The sequence below is a fragment of the Bacillus sp. FSL K6-1006 genome (assembly GCF_038593175.1).
GTDB lineage: Bacteria > Bacillota > Bacilli > Bacillales > Bacillaceae > Bacillus > Bacillus safensis.
Map to the genome: position 1 here is coordinate 1583736 of NZ_CP151970.1, position 18305 is coordinate 1602040.

General features: G+C 41.0%; 22 protein-coding genes. All 22 read left to right on the forward strand.

Going from position 1 to position 18305, the window contains the following annotated elements:
• Window positions 1–11 precede the first annotated feature (11 nt).
• The 22 genes from trmFO to NSS65_RS08260 all read left to right on the forward strand — a co-directional run bounded on the left by trmFO (window position 12) and on the right by NSS65_RS08260 (window position 18261).
• Window positions 12–1316 carry an FADH(2)-oxidizing methylenetetrahydrofolate--tRNA-(uracil(54)-C(5))-methyltransferase TrmFO gene (trmFO, locus tag NSS65_RS08155; RefSeq protein WP_024424183.1) on the forward strand — a complete coding sequence of 435 codons (1305 nt, stop codon included), beginning with the start codon at window positions 12–14 and terminating at the stop codon, window positions 1314–1316.
• Between the two features lie 62 nt (window positions 1317–1378).
• Complete coding sequence (gene xerC, locus NSS65_RS08160; RefSeq protein WP_034281771.1) at window positions 1379–2296, forward strand: tyrosine recombinase XerC; 918 nt, start codon at window positions 1379–1381, stop codon at window positions 2294–2296.
• A 14-nt stretch (window positions 2297–2310) separates the two neighbouring features.
• Window positions 2311–2856, forward strand: a complete 546-nt coding sequence (hslV, locus tag NSS65_RS08165; protein WP_034281773.1) for an ATP-dependent protease subunit HslV — start codon at window positions 2311–2313, stop codon at window positions 2854–2856.
• Window positions 2857–2872: 16 nt separating this feature from the next.
• On the forward strand, window positions 2873–4273 hold the full coding sequence (hslU, locus tag NSS65_RS08170) for an HslU--HslV peptidase ATPase subunit (RefSeq protein ID WP_024424180.1): 1401 nt from the start codon (window positions 2873–2875) through the stop codon (window positions 4271–4273).
• A gap of 34 nt (window positions 4274–4307) precedes the next feature.
• Entirely contained in the window at window positions 4308–5087 is a 780-nt protein-coding gene (gene codY / locus NSS65_RS08175; protein ID WP_007499612.1) for a GTP-sensing pleiotropic transcriptional regulator CodY, read from the forward strand.
• Between the two features lie 288 nt (window positions 5088–5375).
• Complete coding sequence (flgB, locus tag NSS65_RS08180) at window positions 5376–5765, forward strand: flagellar basal body rod protein FlgB (protein ID WP_012009952.1); 390 nt, start codon at window positions 5376–5378, stop codon at window positions 5763–5765.
• Window positions 5765–6217, forward strand: a complete 453-nt coding sequence (flgC, locus tag NSS65_RS08185) for a flagellar basal body rod protein FlgC (RefSeq protein WP_024424179.1) — start codon at window positions 5765–5767, stop codon at window positions 6215–6217. Before flgB ends, flgC begins: the two co-directional genes overlap by 1 nt.
• A gap of 11 nt (window positions 6218–6228) precedes the next feature.
• Window positions 6229–6546: a flagellar hook-basal body complex protein FliE gene (gene fliE, locus NSS65_RS08190; RefSeq protein ID WP_034281774.1), complete on the forward strand. Its 318-nt coding sequence runs from the start codon at window positions 6229–6231 to the stop codon at window positions 6544–6546.
• Window positions 6547–6595: 49 nt separating this feature from the next.
• Window positions 6596–8188, forward strand: coding sequence for a flagellar basal-body MS-ring/collar protein FliF (fliF, locus tag NSS65_RS08195; protein WP_024424177.1), 1593 nt, complete (start codon window positions 6596–6598; stop codon window positions 8186–8188).
• An 11-nt stretch (window positions 8189–8199) separates the two neighbouring features.
• Entirely contained in the window at window positions 8200–9216 is a 1017-nt protein-coding gene (fliG, locus tag NSS65_RS08200) for a flagellar motor switch protein FliG (RefSeq protein WP_034281776.1), read from the forward strand.
• Window positions 9209–9973: a flagellar assembly protein FliH gene (gene fliH / locus NSS65_RS08205; protein ID WP_120207052.1), complete on the forward strand. Its 765-nt coding sequence runs from the start codon at window positions 9209–9211 to the stop codon at window positions 9971–9973. Before fliG ends, fliH begins: the two co-directional genes overlap by 8 nt.
• On the forward strand, window positions 9970–11286 hold the full coding sequence (gene fliI, locus NSS65_RS08210) for a flagellar protein export ATPase FliI (protein WP_098676874.1): 1317 nt from the start codon (window positions 9970–9972) through the stop codon (window positions 11284–11286). The genes fliH and fliI overlap by 4 nt, the downstream gene beginning before the upstream one ends.
• Window positions 11287–11294: 8 nt before the next feature.
• Complete coding sequence (gene fliJ, locus NSS65_RS08215; protein ID WP_024424173.1) at window positions 11295–11738, forward strand: flagellar export protein FliJ; 444 nt, start codon at window positions 11295–11297, stop codon at window positions 11736–11738.
• A gap of 12 nt (window positions 11739–11750) precedes the next feature.
• Window positions 11751–12467, forward strand: coding sequence for a MotE family protein (locus tag NSS65_RS08220; protein WP_342467371.1), 717 nt, complete (start codon window positions 11751–11753; stop codon window positions 12465–12467).
• A complete protein-coding gene (locus tag NSS65_RS08225; RefSeq protein WP_340889338.1) occupies window positions 12468–13793 on the forward strand; it encodes a flagellar hook-length control protein FliK in 1326 nt (441 codons plus the stop codon).
• Window positions 13793–14239: a flagellar hook assembly protein FlgD gene (flgD, locus tag NSS65_RS08230; protein WP_024426978.1), complete on the forward strand. Its 447-nt coding sequence runs from the start codon at window positions 13793–13795 to the stop codon at window positions 14237–14239. Before NSS65_RS08225 ends, flgD begins: the two co-directional genes overlap by 1 nt.
• Before the next feature lie 17 nt (window positions 14240–14256).
• Window positions 14257–15051, forward strand: a complete 795-nt coding sequence (flgG, locus tag NSS65_RS08235) for a flagellar basal body rod protein FlgG (RefSeq protein WP_034281786.1) — start codon at window positions 14257–14259, stop codon at window positions 15049–15051.
• Between the two features lie 37 nt (window positions 15052–15088).
• Complete coding sequence (locus tag NSS65_RS08240) at window positions 15089–15304, forward strand: flagellar FlbD family protein (RefSeq protein ID WP_008344794.1); 216 nt, start codon at window positions 15089–15091, stop codon at window positions 15302–15304.
• Complete coding sequence (fliL, locus tag NSS65_RS08245) at window positions 15301–15729, forward strand: flagellar basal body-associated protein FliL (RefSeq protein WP_024424168.1); 429 nt, start codon at window positions 15301–15303, stop codon at window positions 15727–15729. Before NSS65_RS08240 ends, fliL begins: the two co-directional genes overlap by 4 nt.
• 32 nt (window positions 15730–15761) lie before the next feature.
• Window positions 15762–16760 carry a flagellar motor switch protein FliM gene (gene fliM / locus NSS65_RS08250; RefSeq protein ID WP_024424167.1) on the forward strand — a complete coding sequence of 333 codons (999 nt, stop codon included), beginning with the start codon at window positions 15762–15764 and terminating at the stop codon, window positions 16758–16760.
• Window positions 16750–17871 (forward strand): flagellar motor switch phosphatase FliY, encoded by a 1122-nt coding sequence (gene fliY / locus NSS65_RS08255; protein ID WP_034281787.1) that lies wholly within the window; start codon window positions 16750–16752, stop codon window positions 17869–17871. Before fliM ends, fliY begins: the two co-directional genes overlap by 11 nt.
• Window positions 17872–17898: 27 nt before the next feature.
• Window positions 17899–18261: a response regulator gene (locus tag NSS65_RS08260; RefSeq protein WP_007499584.1), complete on the forward strand. Its 363-nt coding sequence runs from the start codon at window positions 17899–17901 to the stop codon at window positions 18259–18261.
• The last annotated feature ends 44 nt before the right edge of the window (window positions 18262–18305 follow it).

Here is an 18305-nt window from a genome sequence, read left to right on the forward strand (position 1 = left end):
AGAGTTGTACAATGAGTCAATTTGTAAATGTGATCGGAGCCGGTTTAGCTGGAAGTGAAGCAGCATGGCAAATCGCTAAACGAGGCATTAAAGTCAATTTATATGAAATGAGACCTGTGAAACAAACGCCGGCTCACCACACAGATAAATTTGCGGAGCTTGTATGCAGCAACTCACTGCGTGCGAATGCTTTGACAAATGCAGTAGGTGTATTAAAGGAAGAAATGCGTCATTTAGATTCAGCCATCATCGCAGCAGCAGATGAAAGCTCAGTTCCTGCTGGCGGCGCGCTTGCAGTAGACCGTCATGAATTTGCAGCAAACGTGACAGACCGCGTGAAAAATCATCCGAATGTTACTGTCTTTCAAGAAGAGGTGCAGAGCATTCCAGAAGGTCCGACAATTATCGCGACTGGCCCGCTGACATCTGAAGCACTTTCCAAAGAATTAAAATCGTTAACAGGAGAAGAATATCTCTATTTCTACGATGCAGCAGCACCTATTCTAGAGAAAGACAGCATTGATATGGATAAGGTGTACTTGAAATCTCGCTATGACAAAGGAGAAGCTGCTTATTTAAACTGTCCAATGACAGAAGAAGAATTCGATCGTTTTTATGAGGCGCTCATTTCTGCTGAAACTGTACCATTAAAGGAATTTGAAAAAGAAATCTTCTTTGAAGGCTGTATGCCAATTGAAGTCATGGCGAAAAGAGGAAAGAAAACGATGCTGTTTGGTCCGATGAAGCCAGTAGGACTTGAAGATCCGAAAACAGGCAAAAGACCTTACGCTGTTGTTCAATTAAGACAGGATGATGCAGCAGGTACTTTATATAACATCGTTGGCTTCCAGACACATCTGAAGTGGGGCGATCAAAAGGAAGTATTCCGTTTGATTCCAGGTCTTGAAGAAGCAGAGATTGTCCGTTACGGCGTGATGCACCGTAATACATTTATTAACTCGCCAAGCCTTTTAAGACCGACTTATCAGTTTAAAAATAGAGATGATCTATTCTTTGCCGGACAAATGACAGGCGTTGAAGGGTATGTCGAGTCCGCAGCGTCGGGACTAGTGGCAGGTATTAACGCCGCTCGTTTTGTCAAAGGAGAAGAGCTTGTGACACTTCCGGAGGAAACGGCGATTGGCAGTATGGCTCACTACATCACATCGACAAACAAGAAAAGCTTCCAGCCGATGAATGCGAATTTTGGTTTGCTGAAAGATCTAGGAGTTCGAATTAAAAACAAACAAGAACGTTATGCAGAGTACGCTAAGCGTGCAATCGAAACTATTCAAACTATTTCGAAATCTCTGTAGTAAAACATTGCACGGAAAGCAAGATATGTGATACCATTTAAAAGCCTTAAAGAGGTGTAAAAATGACGAATAAACAGCGTCTTGTCCACTTATTCATTGAATATCTGCAAATTGAAAAAAACTATTCAGCTTTAACGATCTCAGGATATACAGAAGCCATTGAAGAGTTTGTCAGATTTATGAACATTCAAGGAATAGACGGTTTTGAAGAGGTATCCTATCAAGATACGAGAATTTATTTAACAGAAGCTTATGAAAAAGGCCTGACAAGAAGAACGATTAGTAAGAAAGTCTCTGCGCTTCGCAGCTTTTATAAATTTTTATTAAGAGAACAGCTTGTGAAAGAAAATCCTTTTTTACTCGTTAGCTTACCAAAGCAGGATAAGCGGATTCCTTCATTTTTGTATGAAGAGGAACTAAAAGAGCTTTTTACAGTTTCTGATGTCAGCACACCACTTGGGCAAAGAAATCAAGCCATTTTAGAACTTCTTTATGCAACAGGTATGAGGGTCAGTGAGTTATGTTCATTAAAAGAATCTGATCTTGATTTATCGATGGATACAGTGCTTGTTCATGGGAAAGGCAGCAAGCAGCGGTATGTTCCTTTCGGGTCATATGCTCATGAAGCGCTCATTACTTATTTAGAGGATGGAAGGCAGAAGCTGAAAGCTAAGGGGAAAGACCGCGCTGATACTCATGTGTTTTTGAATCAGCGCGGGACGCCTCTTACAGACAGAGGTGTTCGATTCATTCTCACTGAATTAATGAAAAAGGCGTCAGGTACATTACATATCCATCCTCACATGTTGAGGCACACCTTTGCCACGCATCTCTTAAACGAGGGAGCAGATTTGAGAAGTGTTCAAGAACTTCTCGGTCATTCAAATTTATCATCTACACAGGTGTACACGCATGTATCAAAAGATTCTTTAAGAAACACGTACATGTCTCATCACCCAAGGGCTTTTAAACGATCCTAAAAGGAGGTTTTTTCATGTCATCATTTCATGCAACAACCATCTTTGCCGTTCAACATAAAGGAAAAAGTGCAATGGCTGGCGACGGTCAAGTTACTTTCGGGCAGGCTGTCGTGATGAAACACACAGCAAAAAAAGTGCGCCGTCTTTTCGGAGGCAAGGTGCTTGCAGGTTTTGCAGGTTCAGTAGCAGATGCTTTTACACTCTTTGAAAAGTTTGAAACAAAGCTTGAAGAATATGGTGGTAACTTAAAGCGGGCAGCCGTAGAACTAGCGAAGGAATGGCGAAGTGACAAGATGCTAAGGCAGCTTGAGGCTATGCTCATCGTCATGAATAAAGAAAGTATTTTGCTCGTCTCTGGAACTGGAGAGGTCATTGAACCAGATGATGGGATTTTGGCCATTGGCTCAGGCGGCAACTATGCGCTTAGCGCCGGGAGAGCTCTCAAAACCCATGCAGGTGATCATCTCACAGCGAGAGAAATTGCAAAGGCCGCTCTTGAAACGGCCGGAGAAATCTGTGTCTACACGAACGATCAAATCACTTTAGAAGAGCTTGAATAGAAAGGACATGAGACGTATGGAGAAAAAGCCGTTTACCCCAAGAGAGATAGTTGAAAAGCTTGATCAATACATCATTGGTCAGCTTGATGCGAAAAAAGCAGTGGCGGTGGCTTTAAGAAACCGTTACAGAAGAAGTCTTTTACATGATAAGCTAAAGGATGAAGTCGTTCCTAAAAACATTTTAATGATCGGCCCAACAGGTGTGGGGAAAACAGAAATTGCCCGCAGAATTGCTCGAATTTCTGGTGCGCCTTTTATTAAAGTGGAAGCGACGAAGTTTACTGAAGTGGGTTATGTCGGCCGTGACGTAGAGTCCATGGTGAGAGATTTAGTTGAAACAGCGATTAGACTTGTCAAAGAAGAAAAGATGAAAGATGTTCAAGAAGAAGCAGAAAAACAAGCAAATAAACGTCTTGTTCATTTACTTGTTCCTGGTAAGAAAAAGAGCCAGTCTGTGAAAAATCCTTTTGAGATGCTGTTTGGCGGTTCTGATGAAGATGACCGTGATCGAGATCATTCAAATGAAGAAGTGGAACTCGAATCGACAAGAAAGCGAATCGCTCATCAGCTGGCTATGGGAGAACTTGAAGATCATTACGTCACGATTGAAGTAGAAGAACAGCAGCCTTCCATGTTTGATATGCTTCAAGGCTCGGGTATGGAGCAAATGGGTATGAACATGCAGGATGCGCTCGGCAATCTCATGCCTAAAAAGAAAAAACGCAGAAAGCTGACTGTCAGAGAAGCAAGAAAGGCGTTAACGGCTGAGGAAGCTTCAAAACTGATTGATATGGATGAAGTCAGTCAGGAAGCGGTCTACAAAGCAGAGCAGCAAGGAATTATTTTTATCGATGAAATCGACAAAATTGCCAAAAGCGGTGGTGCATCATCTGCAGATGTTTCTCGTGAAGGGGTTCAGCGTGATATTTTACCGATTGTAGAAGGTTCAACTGTGATGACGAAATATGGTGCCGTTAAAACTGATCATGTGCTGTTTGTTGCAGCAGGTGCATTTCATATGGCAAAGCCATCAGATTTGATTCCGGAGCTTCAGGGACGTTTCCCAATCCGTGTAGAATTAGATAAATTAAGTATAGAAGACTTTGTGAAAATCTTAACGGAACCAGATAATGCATTATTAAAGCAATATAAAGCTTTACTTGAAACAGAAGGTATATCTCTTGAATTTTCTGACGATGCTATTCATAAGATTGCCGAAGTGGCTTATCATGTCAATCAGGAGACAGATAACATCGGTGCAAGAAGGCTTCATACCATACTTGAGAAGCTGCTTGAAGAGCTTTCATTTGAGGCGCCTGATATTACGATGGAGACAGTGACCATTACCCCTCAGTATGTCGAAGAGAAGCTAGGAAAGATTGCAAATAACAAAGATTTAAGTCAATTTATACTTTAACAAATGAATAAAGTAATCTAGGAGGATCATTATTATGGCGTTACTACAAAAAACAAGGATTATTAACTCAATGCTGCAAGATGCAGCGGGGAAACCAGTTAATTTTAAAGAAATGGCAGAAACACTGAGAGATGTCATTGATTCAAACATTTTCGTATTAAGCAGAAGAGGAAAGCTTCTTGGCTACTCCATTAATCAGCAGATCGAAAATGCACGTATGAAAAAAATGCTTGAAGATCGTCAGTTCCCTGAGGAATATACAAAGAGTCTATTCAATGTCCCTGAAACGTCTTCAAACCTTGATATTAACAGTGAATATACAGCTTTCCCTATTGAGAACCGTGACTTATTCCAATCAGGCTTAACAACAATTGTCCCAATTATCGGCGGAGGAGATCGTTTAGGTACGTTAATCCTGTCCCGCTTACAAGATACATTCACAGATGATGATTTAATTCTTGCTGAATACGGGGCAACAGTTGTTGGAATGGAGATTCTTCGCGAGAAAGCAGAAGAAATCGAAGAAGAAGCAAGAAGCAAAGCGGTTGTCCAAATGGCGATCAGCTCTCTTTCATATAGTGAGCTTGAAGCGATTGAGCACATTTTTGAAGAGCTGGATGGAAACGAAGGTCTTCTTGTCGCAAGTAAAATTGCAGATCGTGTAGGGATTACGCGTTCAGTGATCGTAAACGCCTTACGTAAGTTAGAAAGTGCAGGCGTAATCGAATCTCGTTCTCTTGGAATGAAGGGAACGTACATCAAAGTGTTAAACAACAAATTTTTAATTGAACTCGAAAATTTAAAATCTCATTAATCAAAAACCCTTTTTGGCCGAAATAAATGCTGAAAAGGGTTTTTTTATGTGAAAAAATGAGGATTTGTCCGAAAAATGTCACTCTTTTTTCCAAGAAACCCCTTACAAATCTGTAGTGCTTTGAATCTAGGCCTTTATACCTATTCGTAAAATAGATATATATTACGAGTTTTTTTTACATATACATCATAGACTTTAATCCTATTATTTCTTACAATGAACATATGGTTTTACAAATCTCGACATGATTAAATGGAATGAAATACATATGATTGGAGGTATATGGTTTTGGATATATTTTCTGGAACGATAAGCAACCTTGAGAATGCCTTGGGCAGAGCGAATGTTAAGCAAAAAGTCATAAGCAATAATATCGCGAATATAGATACACCGAACTACAAGTCGAAAAACGTCGCATTCCATGACATGCTAAATGATGCGTCAATCAAATTAGATGCTAAAAAAACGTACCAAGGTCACATTGATTTTTCAAAAACAGGGTCTAATTATTCAGTTGTTTCGAGCAACCGTACTTCTTATCAAGAAAACGGAAATAATGTCGATATTGATCAAGAGATGAGTGAACTCGCTAAAAACCAAATTCAGTATAATGCGCTGGTGGAAAGAATGAGCGGGAAATTCAATTCTCTTAAAACAGTTTTGACAGGAGGTAAGTGATGTCGATCTTTTCAGGAGTGAACGCTTCGGCCTCAGCATTAACGGCACAGAGGCTCAGAATGGACGTTGTATCCTCAAACCTTGCAAATATGGATACGACAAGAGCTAAACAGGTTGATGGCAACTGGGAGCCTTATAGACGTAAGCTTGTCACATTACAGCCGTCAGGTGAATCGTTTTCATCTATATTGAACTCAAGTATGAATTCGAGCGGCAAATTAGGAAACGGCGTCAAAGTAACAAAGATTACTGAAGACGAAACTCCATTCAACCTTCAATATGATCCTACAAATCCCGATGCCAATGAAAATGGATATGTTCAAACACCAAATGTCGATCCATTAAAAGAAATGGTCGACCTCATCAGCAGCTCAAGATCATATGAAGCAAACGTGACTGCTCTAAATGCGAATAAAAGCATGCTGATGAAAGCTTTAGAAATAGGAAAGTAAGGTGAAAACAATTGGTTAATGCAATATCTCCTTTCCAGCTTCAAACTGCTCAGCAAGCAAGTGAATTGACGAATGCAACGCCCATTCAGGCGGCTGCACCTAAAAGTCAAACGAATTTCTCTGATGTGCTGAAGAATTCCATTGAGGCATTAAATCAATCACAGCTGAAATCAGACCAGTATACAAATGCGCTTGCACAAGGAAAAGATGTCAATCTCGATGAAGTCATGATTGCTTCACAAAAAGCGAGTGTCACACTCACAGCTGCAACAGAGTTTCGAAATAAAGCAGTCGAAGCGTACCAAGAGATTATGAGAATGCAGATGTAGGAGGTGCTGGTGGACAAAAAAAGACTGAATGGAATGACCGGGGGTTAAGATGAATCGTACTTTAATGCAATTAAGAACAAAAACAGTTGAGTTTTGGCGAAATCGATCAAAATTACAAAAAATACTCATGATTGGCGGCGTTGCTGCCCTAGCAATCATTATTACGGTTGTTAGCATCTTTGCTTCTTCTGAAAAAATGGTTCCGCTCTTTAGAGACTTGTCTGAGGCAGAAGCTGGACAAATCAAACAGGAACTAGATGGCAAAAACGTTAAATCGGAACTTGCAAACAATGGAACAACGATTCTCGTTCCAGAAAAGCAAGCAGATTCTTTAAAAGTAACACTCGCATCCGAAGGGCTCCCTAAGACAGGCAACATTGATTATTCCTTCTTTGCAAACAATTCAGGCTTCGGTTTAACAGATAATGAATTTGATGTTCTGAAAGTAGACGCAACTCAGACAGAACTATCCAATCTGATCAACACAATTGATGGGATTAAAGATTCAAAAGTGATGATTAACCTGCCAAAAGATTCCGTTTTTGTTGGAGAAGAGCAAAGTAATGCATCAGCATCCATAGTGCTGCAAGTTGAGCCGGGCTACACGCTCACACCGCAGCAAGTAAAAGGCCTTTATCATCTTATTTCAAAAAGTGTGCCGAATTTAAAAACAGAAAACATTGTCATTATGGACCAAGATTCCAACTACTACGACTTAAACACCAGCTCCGATTCCTATGCAAGTGGAATGGATGCACAGCAGCAGAAAAAAGAGGAAATCGAAAAGAATCTTCAAAGAAAAATTCAGCAGCTGCTCGGAACAATGATGGGTCAAGATAAAGTGGCTGTATCGGTCACAACAGACATTGATTTTACTGAAGAAAAAAGAAAAGAAGACCTAGTAGAACCTGTTGATAAAGAAAACATGCAGGGGATTGCTGTCAGCGCTGAAAAGATTGCTGAAACTTATTCAGGTAACGGCGCAGCAGCTGGAGGCACCGCTGGAACAGGTGACGATGATGTCACAAATTATCAAGGTGCCGATGGAGCGAATGGAAGCGGAGATTACGAAAAGAGCGAAGATCGCATCAATTATGAAGTCAACCGCATTCATAAAGATATCAAAGAAAGCCCTTATAAAATTAGAGATGTTGGCATTCAAGCATTGGTCGAACCACCAACTGCAAACGATGTAAACTCTTTAACGGCTGAAAGACAAGATGATATCAAAAAGATTCTTTCAACGATCATTAGCACATCGATTGATAAAGAATACACAAATGGTCAAGCGCTCACTCAAGCCGACTTAGATAACAAAATCGTTTTATCTGTATCAAAATTAGACGGTAAACAGCAAACTGCGGCAGATAACCCTTCAAACAATATTCCAATTTGGGTTTATATTGTAGGCGGTGTGCTTCTACTTGCAATTATCGCTCTTATCATTCTTCTTGTACGCAAGCGTAGAAGAGATGAGGAAGAAGAGTTTGAGTTTGATGAACGTACACCAATCGATGTTCCTGATATCGACACTGAACCAGAAACAGAAGAAATGGTGAGAAAAAATCAGCTTGAAAAAATGGCAAAAGAAAAACCAGAAGACTTTGCTAAATTGCTACGCAGCTGGCTGTCCGAGGATTAGGAGGAATACACATGTCGAGAAAAGATCCAAATCGACTAACAGGCAGACAAAAAGCAGCAATCCTAATGATTTCCTTAGGGCTAGACGTGTCAGCATCTGTATACAAACATCTGTCTGAAGACGAAATAGAAAAATTAACATTAGAAATTTCCAATGTACGAAGTGTAGATACTGCTAAAAAAGATGAAGTCATCGAAGAGTTTCACAGCATTGCCATCGCGCAGGACTACATATCGCAGGGCGGTCTTATGTACGCAAGACAAGTGCTTGAAAAAGCGCTTGGTGAGGATAAAGCGGACAGCATCTTAAACAGGCTGACATCCTCTCTTCAAGTGAAACCATTTGATTTTGCTCGAAAGGCTGACCCAGAACAAATTTTAAACTTTATCCAGCATGAGCATCCACAAACGATAGCACTTATCCTTTCCTACCTGGATCCAGTGCAGGCTGGGCAAATTTTATCTGAGTTAGGCGAGGAAGTACAAACTGAGGTTGCGAGACGTATTGCCTTAATGGACCGTACATCTCCAGAGATCATCAATGAGGTGGAGCGTATTCTTGAACAAAAGCTCTCTTCAACCTTTACGCAGGACTATACGCAAACGGGCGGAGTCGAAGCGGTTGTAGAAGTGCTAAATGGTGTAGACCGTGCTACTGAGAAAACCATTTTAGACACACTTGAAATTCAAGATCCAGAGCTTGCTGATGAAATTAAGAAACGTATGTTTGTCTTTGAAGATATTGTCACTCTTGACAGCAGAGCGATTCAGCGTGTCATCAGAGATGTTGAAAATGATGACTTATTGCTCGCACTCAAAGTGGCAAGCGAAGAAGTCAAAGAAATTGTCTTCCGCAACATGTCACAGCGGATGGTCGAAACATTCAAAGAAGAAATGGAGTTTATGGGGCCTGTCCGGCTTAGAGATGTCGAGGAAGCACAAACCCGTATTGTCAGCATCGTAAGACGACTTGAGGAAGCTGGAGAAATCGTCATAGCTCGAGGCGGGGGAGACGATATCATTGTCTAGGATTATCAAACATGAAACATCTGTTACTCCTGAACAAGGGCGGCAAACGATTCCTTTACAGCAAGTAAACTTTAAAAGAGAACATCACGAAGTAGAGCTTGTCAATGAAACCGAAGCATCGCAGCTAGTACTCAGTGATGCAGAAGATCAAGCGAGCCGCATATTAGAACAAGCAAACAGTGAGCTGGAAAAAACAATGGCTGAAATCAATCAGCGCCGGACTGATTTTGAAGAGGAAAGAATGCAGCTCATTGAAGAAGCGAAACAAGCAGGTTATCAAGAAGGCTTCCAAAAGGGCGAAGCAGATGCGAATATGCAGTACCAAGCTATTCTTGATCAAGCAAATGACATCGTCAGTCTTGCAAGGCAGGATTACGAAGAAAAAATTGAAAGCTCTGCTGAGCAAATTGTAGAACTCGCTTTTGAACTCGCCAAACGCGTTTGGAATGCAGCTGAGGACACGAAAGATCCATTTTTGGCTCTTGTGAAGCAGGTCATTTCAGAAGTGAAAGAATATGATGATATTTCCATCTATGTTGACCCTGAACATTACGAGCATGTGATGGAATATAAAGACGAATTGATTAGAATCCTTCAGAAGGATACACACCTTGCCATTTACTCGGATGAAAAAGCGCCAAAAGGAACTTGTTACGTAGAAACAAGTTTTGGAAAAGTGGAAGCGAGTGTTGATACCCAAATGAATCAGTTGAAAGAAAAATTATTAGAAGTCATTGATTCAGGTGATCACAAATGAAAATGGATGTACTAAAAGAAACGATTGAAACTGCCGATCCTTATAAACGATTTGGTAAAGTCAATCGAGTGGTTGGGCTCATGATTGAATCTAAGGGGCCGGAGAGTTCGATCGGAGATGTTTGTCTCATTCATAAAAAAGGGAGCAAGCACCATCCAATAAAAGCAGAGGTCGTAGGGTTTAGAGATGAAAACATTCTGCTCATGCCTTATGTAGAAGCATCCAATATTTCACCAGGAAGTCTTGTTGAAGCGACGGGTGAGTCGCTGAAGGTCAAAGTAGGAACTGGATTAATAGGTGAAGTCGTTGATGCCTTCGGTCATCCGCTTGATGGCAGTATGCTTCCAAAGGGACTTGCACCTGTTTCGACAGATCAGTCACCCCCAAATCCAATGGACAGGCCGCCTATTCGAGAAAAGATGGGTGTTGGTGTTAGAGTCATCGACAGTCTGCTCACAGTTGGCACTGGTCAAAGGATCGGGATTTTTGCCGGAAGTGGTGTTGGAAAAAGTACCTTAATGGGGATGATTGCAAAGCAGACAGAAGCAGACCTGAATGTCATTGCCCTTGTTGGAGAGCGTGGCCGTGAAGTTCGTGAGTTTATTGAAAAGGATTTAGGTTCTGAAGGACTGAAGCGATCAATTGTTGTCGTTGCTACTTCTGACCAGCCTGCACTGACGAGACTGAAAGCTGCGTATACTGCAACAGCCATTGCGGAATATTTCAGAGACAGAGGCAAAAATGTCATGTTCATGATGGATTCTGTTACGAGGATCGCCATGGCGCAAAGGGAAATAGGACTCGCAACTGGCGAGCCGCCAACAACAAAAGGATATACGCCTTCAGTGTTCGCTATACTGCCAAAATTGCTCGAACGAACTGGGACAAATCAGCTTGGTTCCATCACAGCGTTTTACACAGTGCTTGTTGATGGAGACGATATGAACGAGCCGATCGCTGATACAGTGAGGGGGATCCTTGACGGGCACATTGTACTTGATCGTGCTTTAGCCAACAAAGGACAATTTCCCGCTGTTAACATTTTGAAAAGTATCAGCCGTGTCATGAGTAATATCGCAAGTCATGATCACAAGGAAGCGGCTAACCGGTTCCGCCAGCTTTTGTCCACTTATCAAAACGCTGAAGACCTCATTAATATTGGAGCATATAAAAAAGGCTCCTCCAAAGATATTGATGAGGCCATGCAGGCTTATCCTCATCTGATTTCATTTTTGAAGCAGGATGTAGAAGAGGCTGTATCTATTGAAGACAGTGTGAGTTTATTGCTCAGTTTGATGAATAGAGAGGATTGACAAAAACAGTGAGATATCAATACAAATTTCAAAAGCTCTTAGAACTGAAAGAAAGTGAAAAAGACAAGTCACTCGCAGCGTACCAACAATCCGTTTCGGCATTTGAGCAAGTCGCTGAAAAACTCTATGAAAATATGAGTAAAAAAGAGCTGATGGAAAAAAGCAAAGAAGAAAAGCTGAGAAGTGGAATGAGTGTTCAAGAAATGCGTCATTACCAGCAATTTGTGACCAACTTAGATAACACCATTCAGCATTATCAGCAGCTTGTGATCATGAAACGTCACCAAATGAATGAAAAACAATCTGATTTAACTGAAAAAAACATTGAGTTTAAAAAGTTTGAAAAAATGAAAGAAAAGCAATTTGAAAAGTTCTCCCTTGAACATAAGGCAATTGAAATGAAAGAAATGGATGATATCTCTATCAGCCAATTCATGTTTCAAGGACATTAGGAGTCGAGATGAATGCCTAAGAAGGAAAAAACGAAGGAATCAGGCGGCGGGAAATTTCAATGGATCTTGTTTATTGTCATCATCCCATTGATTGTGCTTGTGATTGTCACTGGCACGATCCTTTATATGGCAGGTTTTGATCTAAAAAAACCGCTCCAAAACATTCCGGTGATTAGCAGCTTAGTTGGTTCAGATGACACCTCAAAAACGTCATCTTCACCTAATGATCAAAGCGATGCAGAGTTGAAAGAACTGAAAAAGACCATTAAAGAGCAAAAAAATGAACTCGAAATTGCACAAAAAGATTTGAAAACAAGTGATGAAGAGATTAAAAGACTGAATCAAAAAATCAATTCACTTGAAAAAACATCTGAAAATGATGCAAAGAATACGTCAGCCAATGACAGTTCATCGAATAACAGCTCATCGAATAACAGCTCATCAAATAACACGTCAGGTAATAACTCAGCAGGGGCGTCCTCTGATACAGCGGCTTCCTCTAATCAGCAGACAAAAGGAAAGGTCGCCAGCATTTATGAAAGCATGGACCCAGGGAAATCCGCCAAAATTTTATCAGAATTAAGTGATAAAGAGGCGTTAAAAATCCTTGAAGAGCTGAGCAAAAATAAACTGACAGACATATTAGCAAAACTGACACCTCAGAAGGCAGCAACGTTTACAAAAGAGCTTGCCAAAAAAGAAGAAAGTGAAAATGGGGGTGGACAATAAGTGAAGCTATTGGATATTGGAGCCTTACAGCAATCTTCTCAAGGTCTCTCAGGGCTAAAAGGAGACGGCGCTGCATCTGCACGCGGTTTGTTTAAACAATTGCTTAGCGGAGCAGGCGCTCAAAGCGGTCCTGTTCATGCTGAAACAGCCGCTCTTGCCTCTCTTTCTATCAATGATGCGATGCAAATTGTTGAAAAATGGATGCAATCACCTGAAGAAGGAATGAACGCAGACCTACTAAGTGCGCTTCAAACACTACAGGGTCAAACGCTTGAATCATCTGATCTCAAATCACTTGAAGAATTATTTCAAAAAATGGAATCTTCCATTTACGGTGATCAAGCTGAAAAGCCAGGTTCTGAACATAGTGAACAGCTCATACAAGTCCACTTCTTCATCTATCAATTGCTCAATCAACAGCCGCCAAGCTTTGATGCGAAACTTGTGCAGGATATTGAAGGGAAAGGTCAAGACTTTATCCACTTTCTTTCTAAAAACGGGGTAGATGAAAAACTCATTCAGCAAGTAAAAGAGCAGTTCTTCTCGCAGGGTTCAGCGCCAAAGCTGAATTCGATGACTCAAAGTGAGCTAAAGCACTTTAATCAGCTAATCGACCATATGATGGCGAATGCGAAAGGGTCTGACAAAGAGTGGAAAATTTCACTAGGAGAGTTGAAGGAACTAATCTCTCCAAAACAAGAATCTACACTCGCTTCTCCGGCAAAAGGGAATGCATCTCTTGAGTGGCTCATCAAAAAAGAAGTCGTTAAAGGACAAAGCGCTGCTGCACCAGCTTCTGAAAAAATAATGACCCACTCGCTTCTGCCAGGTCATAAGCAGTTTTTCCAACTGCAGTCAGCGGCTCCTGTTCAGCAGACACAAACGACTGATGAAAAGCCAGGAACGGTTGATCAGCAAATTCTAAACACGTGGAAGCAAATGAAATTCACGCCGTTTGGTAATTCAAGCGGACGCTTTACCGTTCGATTAAATCCTGAAAATCTTGGATTCATTACCATTCAGCTAACGAAGCAAAACGGTATGTATGCGAGTAAAATTACAGCCTCGACGCAAGCAGCGAAAGAGCTGTTAGAGCATCATCTGCCGCAGCTCAAGCAGGCGCTTCCAAATATGTCGGTTCAAGTGGACCGTTTCCATATACCGCTTCAATCAAATGAGCAGCCGTTATTTGGACAGTTTAGTGAAGAAAACAAGCAGCAGCAGCCAAAAGGACAGAATTTCCAGCAGACTGATGAACAGGAAACAGAATTCCAAGATGTACTGGATGCTCTTGTTGGGTCAGATGAAGAAGAGGAGGAGATCTAATGGCAACAGTTGATGCTACGAATAGAACAGCCGCACAAGCAGACACTTCTTCAAAAGCAGAAAAGAAAACAGATACGCTTGGCAAAGATCAATTCTTGAAAATTTTGCTCACGCAGCTTCAAAACCAAGATCCGACAAACCCGCTTGATGACCGTGAGTTTGTCACGCAGCTTGCGACATTTTCATCTTTAGAACAGCAAACCAATATGAACGATTCGATCACCAAACTAAATCAGCTCATGTCTACATTTGTTGCACACCAAGATCCGTTTACGACGTATGTAGGCTGGATTGGTAAAGAAGTATCGGGCAAATTGGATGATAAAGAGATATCGGGCACTGTGAAGTCTGTTAAAAACATAGACAATGAATACTTACTTGTTTTAGAAGATGGAACGAAAATCAGCCCTTGGGATGTTACAGCAGTTGGAGAAAAAACGAAGTAATTCGAGGAGGAAAATAAATGTTACGCTCACTTTACTCAGGAATTAGCGGAATGAAAAACTTCCAATCAAAATTAGATGTGGTAGCCAACAACGTAGCCAACGTCAATACACACGGATACAAAAAAAGCCGTATCACGTTTAAAGATATGGTCAGCCAAACCATTTCAAGCTCAGGTGGACCAACGAACAACTCTGGTTCAATCAACTCAAAACAAATTGGTTTAGGATCATCTTTATCTTCTATTGATAAAATCATGAAATCAGGTTCTTCTCAAAATACAGACGAACCATTTGATTTCTATATTAATGGAGATGGATTTTTCCGTATTCAAAAGCAAGGTGAAATCCTATTTACAAGAACAGGGAACTTCAAACCTGATTCAAATGGGGATTTGGCAACACCTGATGGAAACTATCTACTTGGCATGGATGGGCAAAGAATCAACATTCCAAGCGACAATGTGTCAAGTGTCAGTGTTGGGCCAGATGGGACCGTTTCTGTTGTTGAGAACAACGTTTCTCGTACTGTTGGGCAAGTATCACTTGTGTCATTCAGTAATGCAGGAGGATTAGACAAAGTTGGGGATAACCTATACCGCCAAACGCTCAGTTCCGGTGCGCCAAGTAATGCCATTGCTCCTGGAAGTCAAGGAACAGGTGAACTTCAAACAGGGAAACTTGAAATGTCAAACGTTGATTTAACAGACGAGTTTACCGAAATGATTATCGCGCAGCGTGGATTCCAATCGAATGCAAAGACGATTACAACATCTGATGAAATTCTGCAAGAGCTTGTGAATCTGAAACGATAGGAGGTAGGGGGAGCGGATGCTCGCTTCTCTGCTTAATATGATTGAAGTGACAAGATTAAATGGCAAAGGATTTATGCTGAACGCTCTCCATATCGAGCAAATCGAAAGTTTTCCAGACACGACCATTACTTTGGCCAATGGAAAGAAATTCGTTGTGAAAGAAGATGAGGAGCAGCTTCAAGAGAAAATCATTTCTTTCTACAGAAAAATCCAAGTCATTTCATTGAATCAAGGAATAGAGGAGTTTGAATGAAGAAGAAATTAGTCGTAGTAATGCTAATCATGATTATTGCCATCGTCGGAATTGGAGCAGGCATCTTTTTTCTGCTGAATGGGTCAGACGAAGCAAAAGCTGAAAAAGAGCCAACAGCAGATGAAGTCGTAAAAGCTTCTGTTGAAATTCCTGAGATTATCACCAATTTAAAATCTGAAGGAAATGCTGTCAAACTTGTCCTGAATATTGAAACGGACTCTGAAAAAGCAAAATCAGAGCTTGAGAAAAGAAGTTTCCAAGTAAAAGATGCTGTAATCGACATTTTATCAGACACGAATGCAGATGAACTTGATGGCAAAAAAGGCAGAGAACATTTTAAAACACAAGTCAAAAACAAAGTGAATAACTATTTGCAAGATGGCAAGGTGAAAGAAGTATATATAACCTCCTTTAATCTGCAATAGAGGCGATTAATTAACGCGATGGAGGTGAAGAAATGTCAGGAGAAGTGCTTTCCCAGAATGAGATCGACGCATTATTATCCGCCATCTCAACAGGCGAAATGGATGCAGAAGAGCTGAAAAAAGAGGAAACGACGAAAAAAGTGAAGGTGTATGACTTTAAACGTGCACTGCGCTTTTCAAAAGACCAGATTCGAAGTTTAACAAGGATTCATGATAACTTCGCTAGACTGCTCACCACGCATTTTTCAGCGCAGCTAAGATCATATATTCAAATTACTGTCAGCTCGGTTGACCAAGTACCATACGAAGAATTTATTCGTTCGATTCCTAATATGACATTATTAAACTTATTTTATGTCAGCCCGCTTGAAGGAAGAATCATGCTTGAAGTAAACCCAACAATCGGCTATGCGATGATGGACAGGCTGATGGGCGGGATTGGCATTAGTCATAATAAGACAGAATCACTTACAGAAATTGAAACAAAGATTATCTCAAACATGTTTGAGGGAGCTTTGGAAAATTACAGAGAAGCGTGGCAGTCCATAACCGACATCGAGCCTGAAATGGCAGATTTCGAGGTAAATCCCCAGTTTGTTCAAATGGTGTCACCAAACGAAACAGTTGTCGTCATTTCTCTTAATACACAGATTGGCGAGGTAAGCGGGGTTATTAACCTATGTATTCCTCACGTTGTATTAGAGCCTATTATTCCGAAGCTGTCTGTACACTACTGGATGCAGTCTGAACGAAATGAACCAAAACAGCAAGAAACAAAGGCCATTGAAAAACGGATTATGAAGGCAAAAATACCGGTAGTCGCAGAGCTGGGACAATCGGAAATGACGGTGGAAGAGTTTTTGAATTTGGAAATTGGTGATTGTATTGCCTTGGACAAACCAGTAAATGCGCCTCTTACTGTTATGGTCGGAAATAAACCGAAATTCTTGGGACAGGCCGGCCGCGTGAATCGGAAACAGGCGATTCAAATTCTAGATCACGACATAAGAGGTGAAGAAGATGGAGAATAACGGAAGTAAATTATCACAAGACGAAATCGATGCGCTCCTTAAAGGAGGCAGCAATGACGATATAGAGCCTGATACAGTCCTTTCTGCAATGGAGCAAGATGCTATTGGAGAAATCGGAAATATTTCATTCGGCAGCTCTGCAACAGCACTTTCAACCCTATTAAATCAAAAAGTGGAGATTACAACTCCAACTGTTACAGTGATTCAAAAAAGTATGCTGAATGAGGAATTTCCTCATCCGTATGTTGCTATTGAAGTGAATTATACGGAAGGCTTCAGCGCAAGTAACCTGCTTGTCGTCCAGCAAACAGATGCAGCAGTTATTGCGGACTTAATGATGGGTGGAGACGGGACAAATGCTGACCCTTCTTTAAGCGAAATTCACTTAAGTGCAGTACAAGAAGCAATGAACCAAATGATGGGTTCTGCTGCGACATCCATGTCGACTGTCTTTAATAAAAAGATTGATATTTCTCCGCCGCGCGTCGAATTACTTGATGTGAAAGAAGGAGAAGGGACAGACCGCATTCCAGCTGAAGAAATGCTTGTCAAAGTATCCTTCAGATTAAAAATAGGTGAACTCATCGATTCAAATATTATGCAGCTTTATCCTATTACATTTGCGAAGGATTTAATCGCAGAATTAACAGATCCTGCGCAAGAAGAAGAGCCGGTTCAAGAAGAAGTGAGTGCACCTGAACCTCAGCCGGCAGCTCCGCAAACGCAGTCTGCCCCAGCGCAGCAAGCAGCACCGCCGAAAAGACAGGCGAAGCCAAAGCCGGCAGCACCTGTAAATGTGACGCCAGTTGAATTTGAATCGTTCAGTGAGCCTCAGCATACAACAAACCAGCTTGGAAACCTTGACATGCTGATGGACATTCCGCTTTCCATTACGGTGGAACTTGGAAGAACTCAGCGCAGTGTAAAAGAAGTTCTTGAGCTTTCAGCAGGAAGTATCATTGAACTGGACAAACTTGCTGGTGAGCCAGTAGACATCCTAGTTAACAAACGAATCGTCGCCAAAGGGGAAGTCGTTGTCATTGATGAGAACTTTGGTGTTCGTGTGACTGACATTTTAAGCCAGTCAGAAAGACTTTCTAATTTAAAATAAACAAACATACAGGGAGAGAATAAGTAAATGGCTACTAAGGTATTAATCGTAGATGATGCAGCATTCATGAGAATGATGATCAAGGATATTCTTGTAAAAAACGGATTTGATGTAGTAGGAGAAGCAGAAAACGGCGCACAAGCAGTTGAAAAATATAAAGAAACATCTCCTGATCTTGTCACAATGGATATCACAATGCCAGAAATGGACGGAATCACTGCACTAAAAGAAATTAAACAAATCGATGCTTCTGCAAAAATCATCATGTGTTCTGCAATGGGGCAGCAGTCAATGGTTATTGACGCGATCCAAGCAGGTGCAAAAGACTTTATCGTGAAGCCATTCCAGGCAGACCGCGTACTTGAAGCAATTAATAAAACGTTAGGCTAAAAAAGGGTGTAAGATTTGTTGAAAAAACGTTTGATATGTATAGC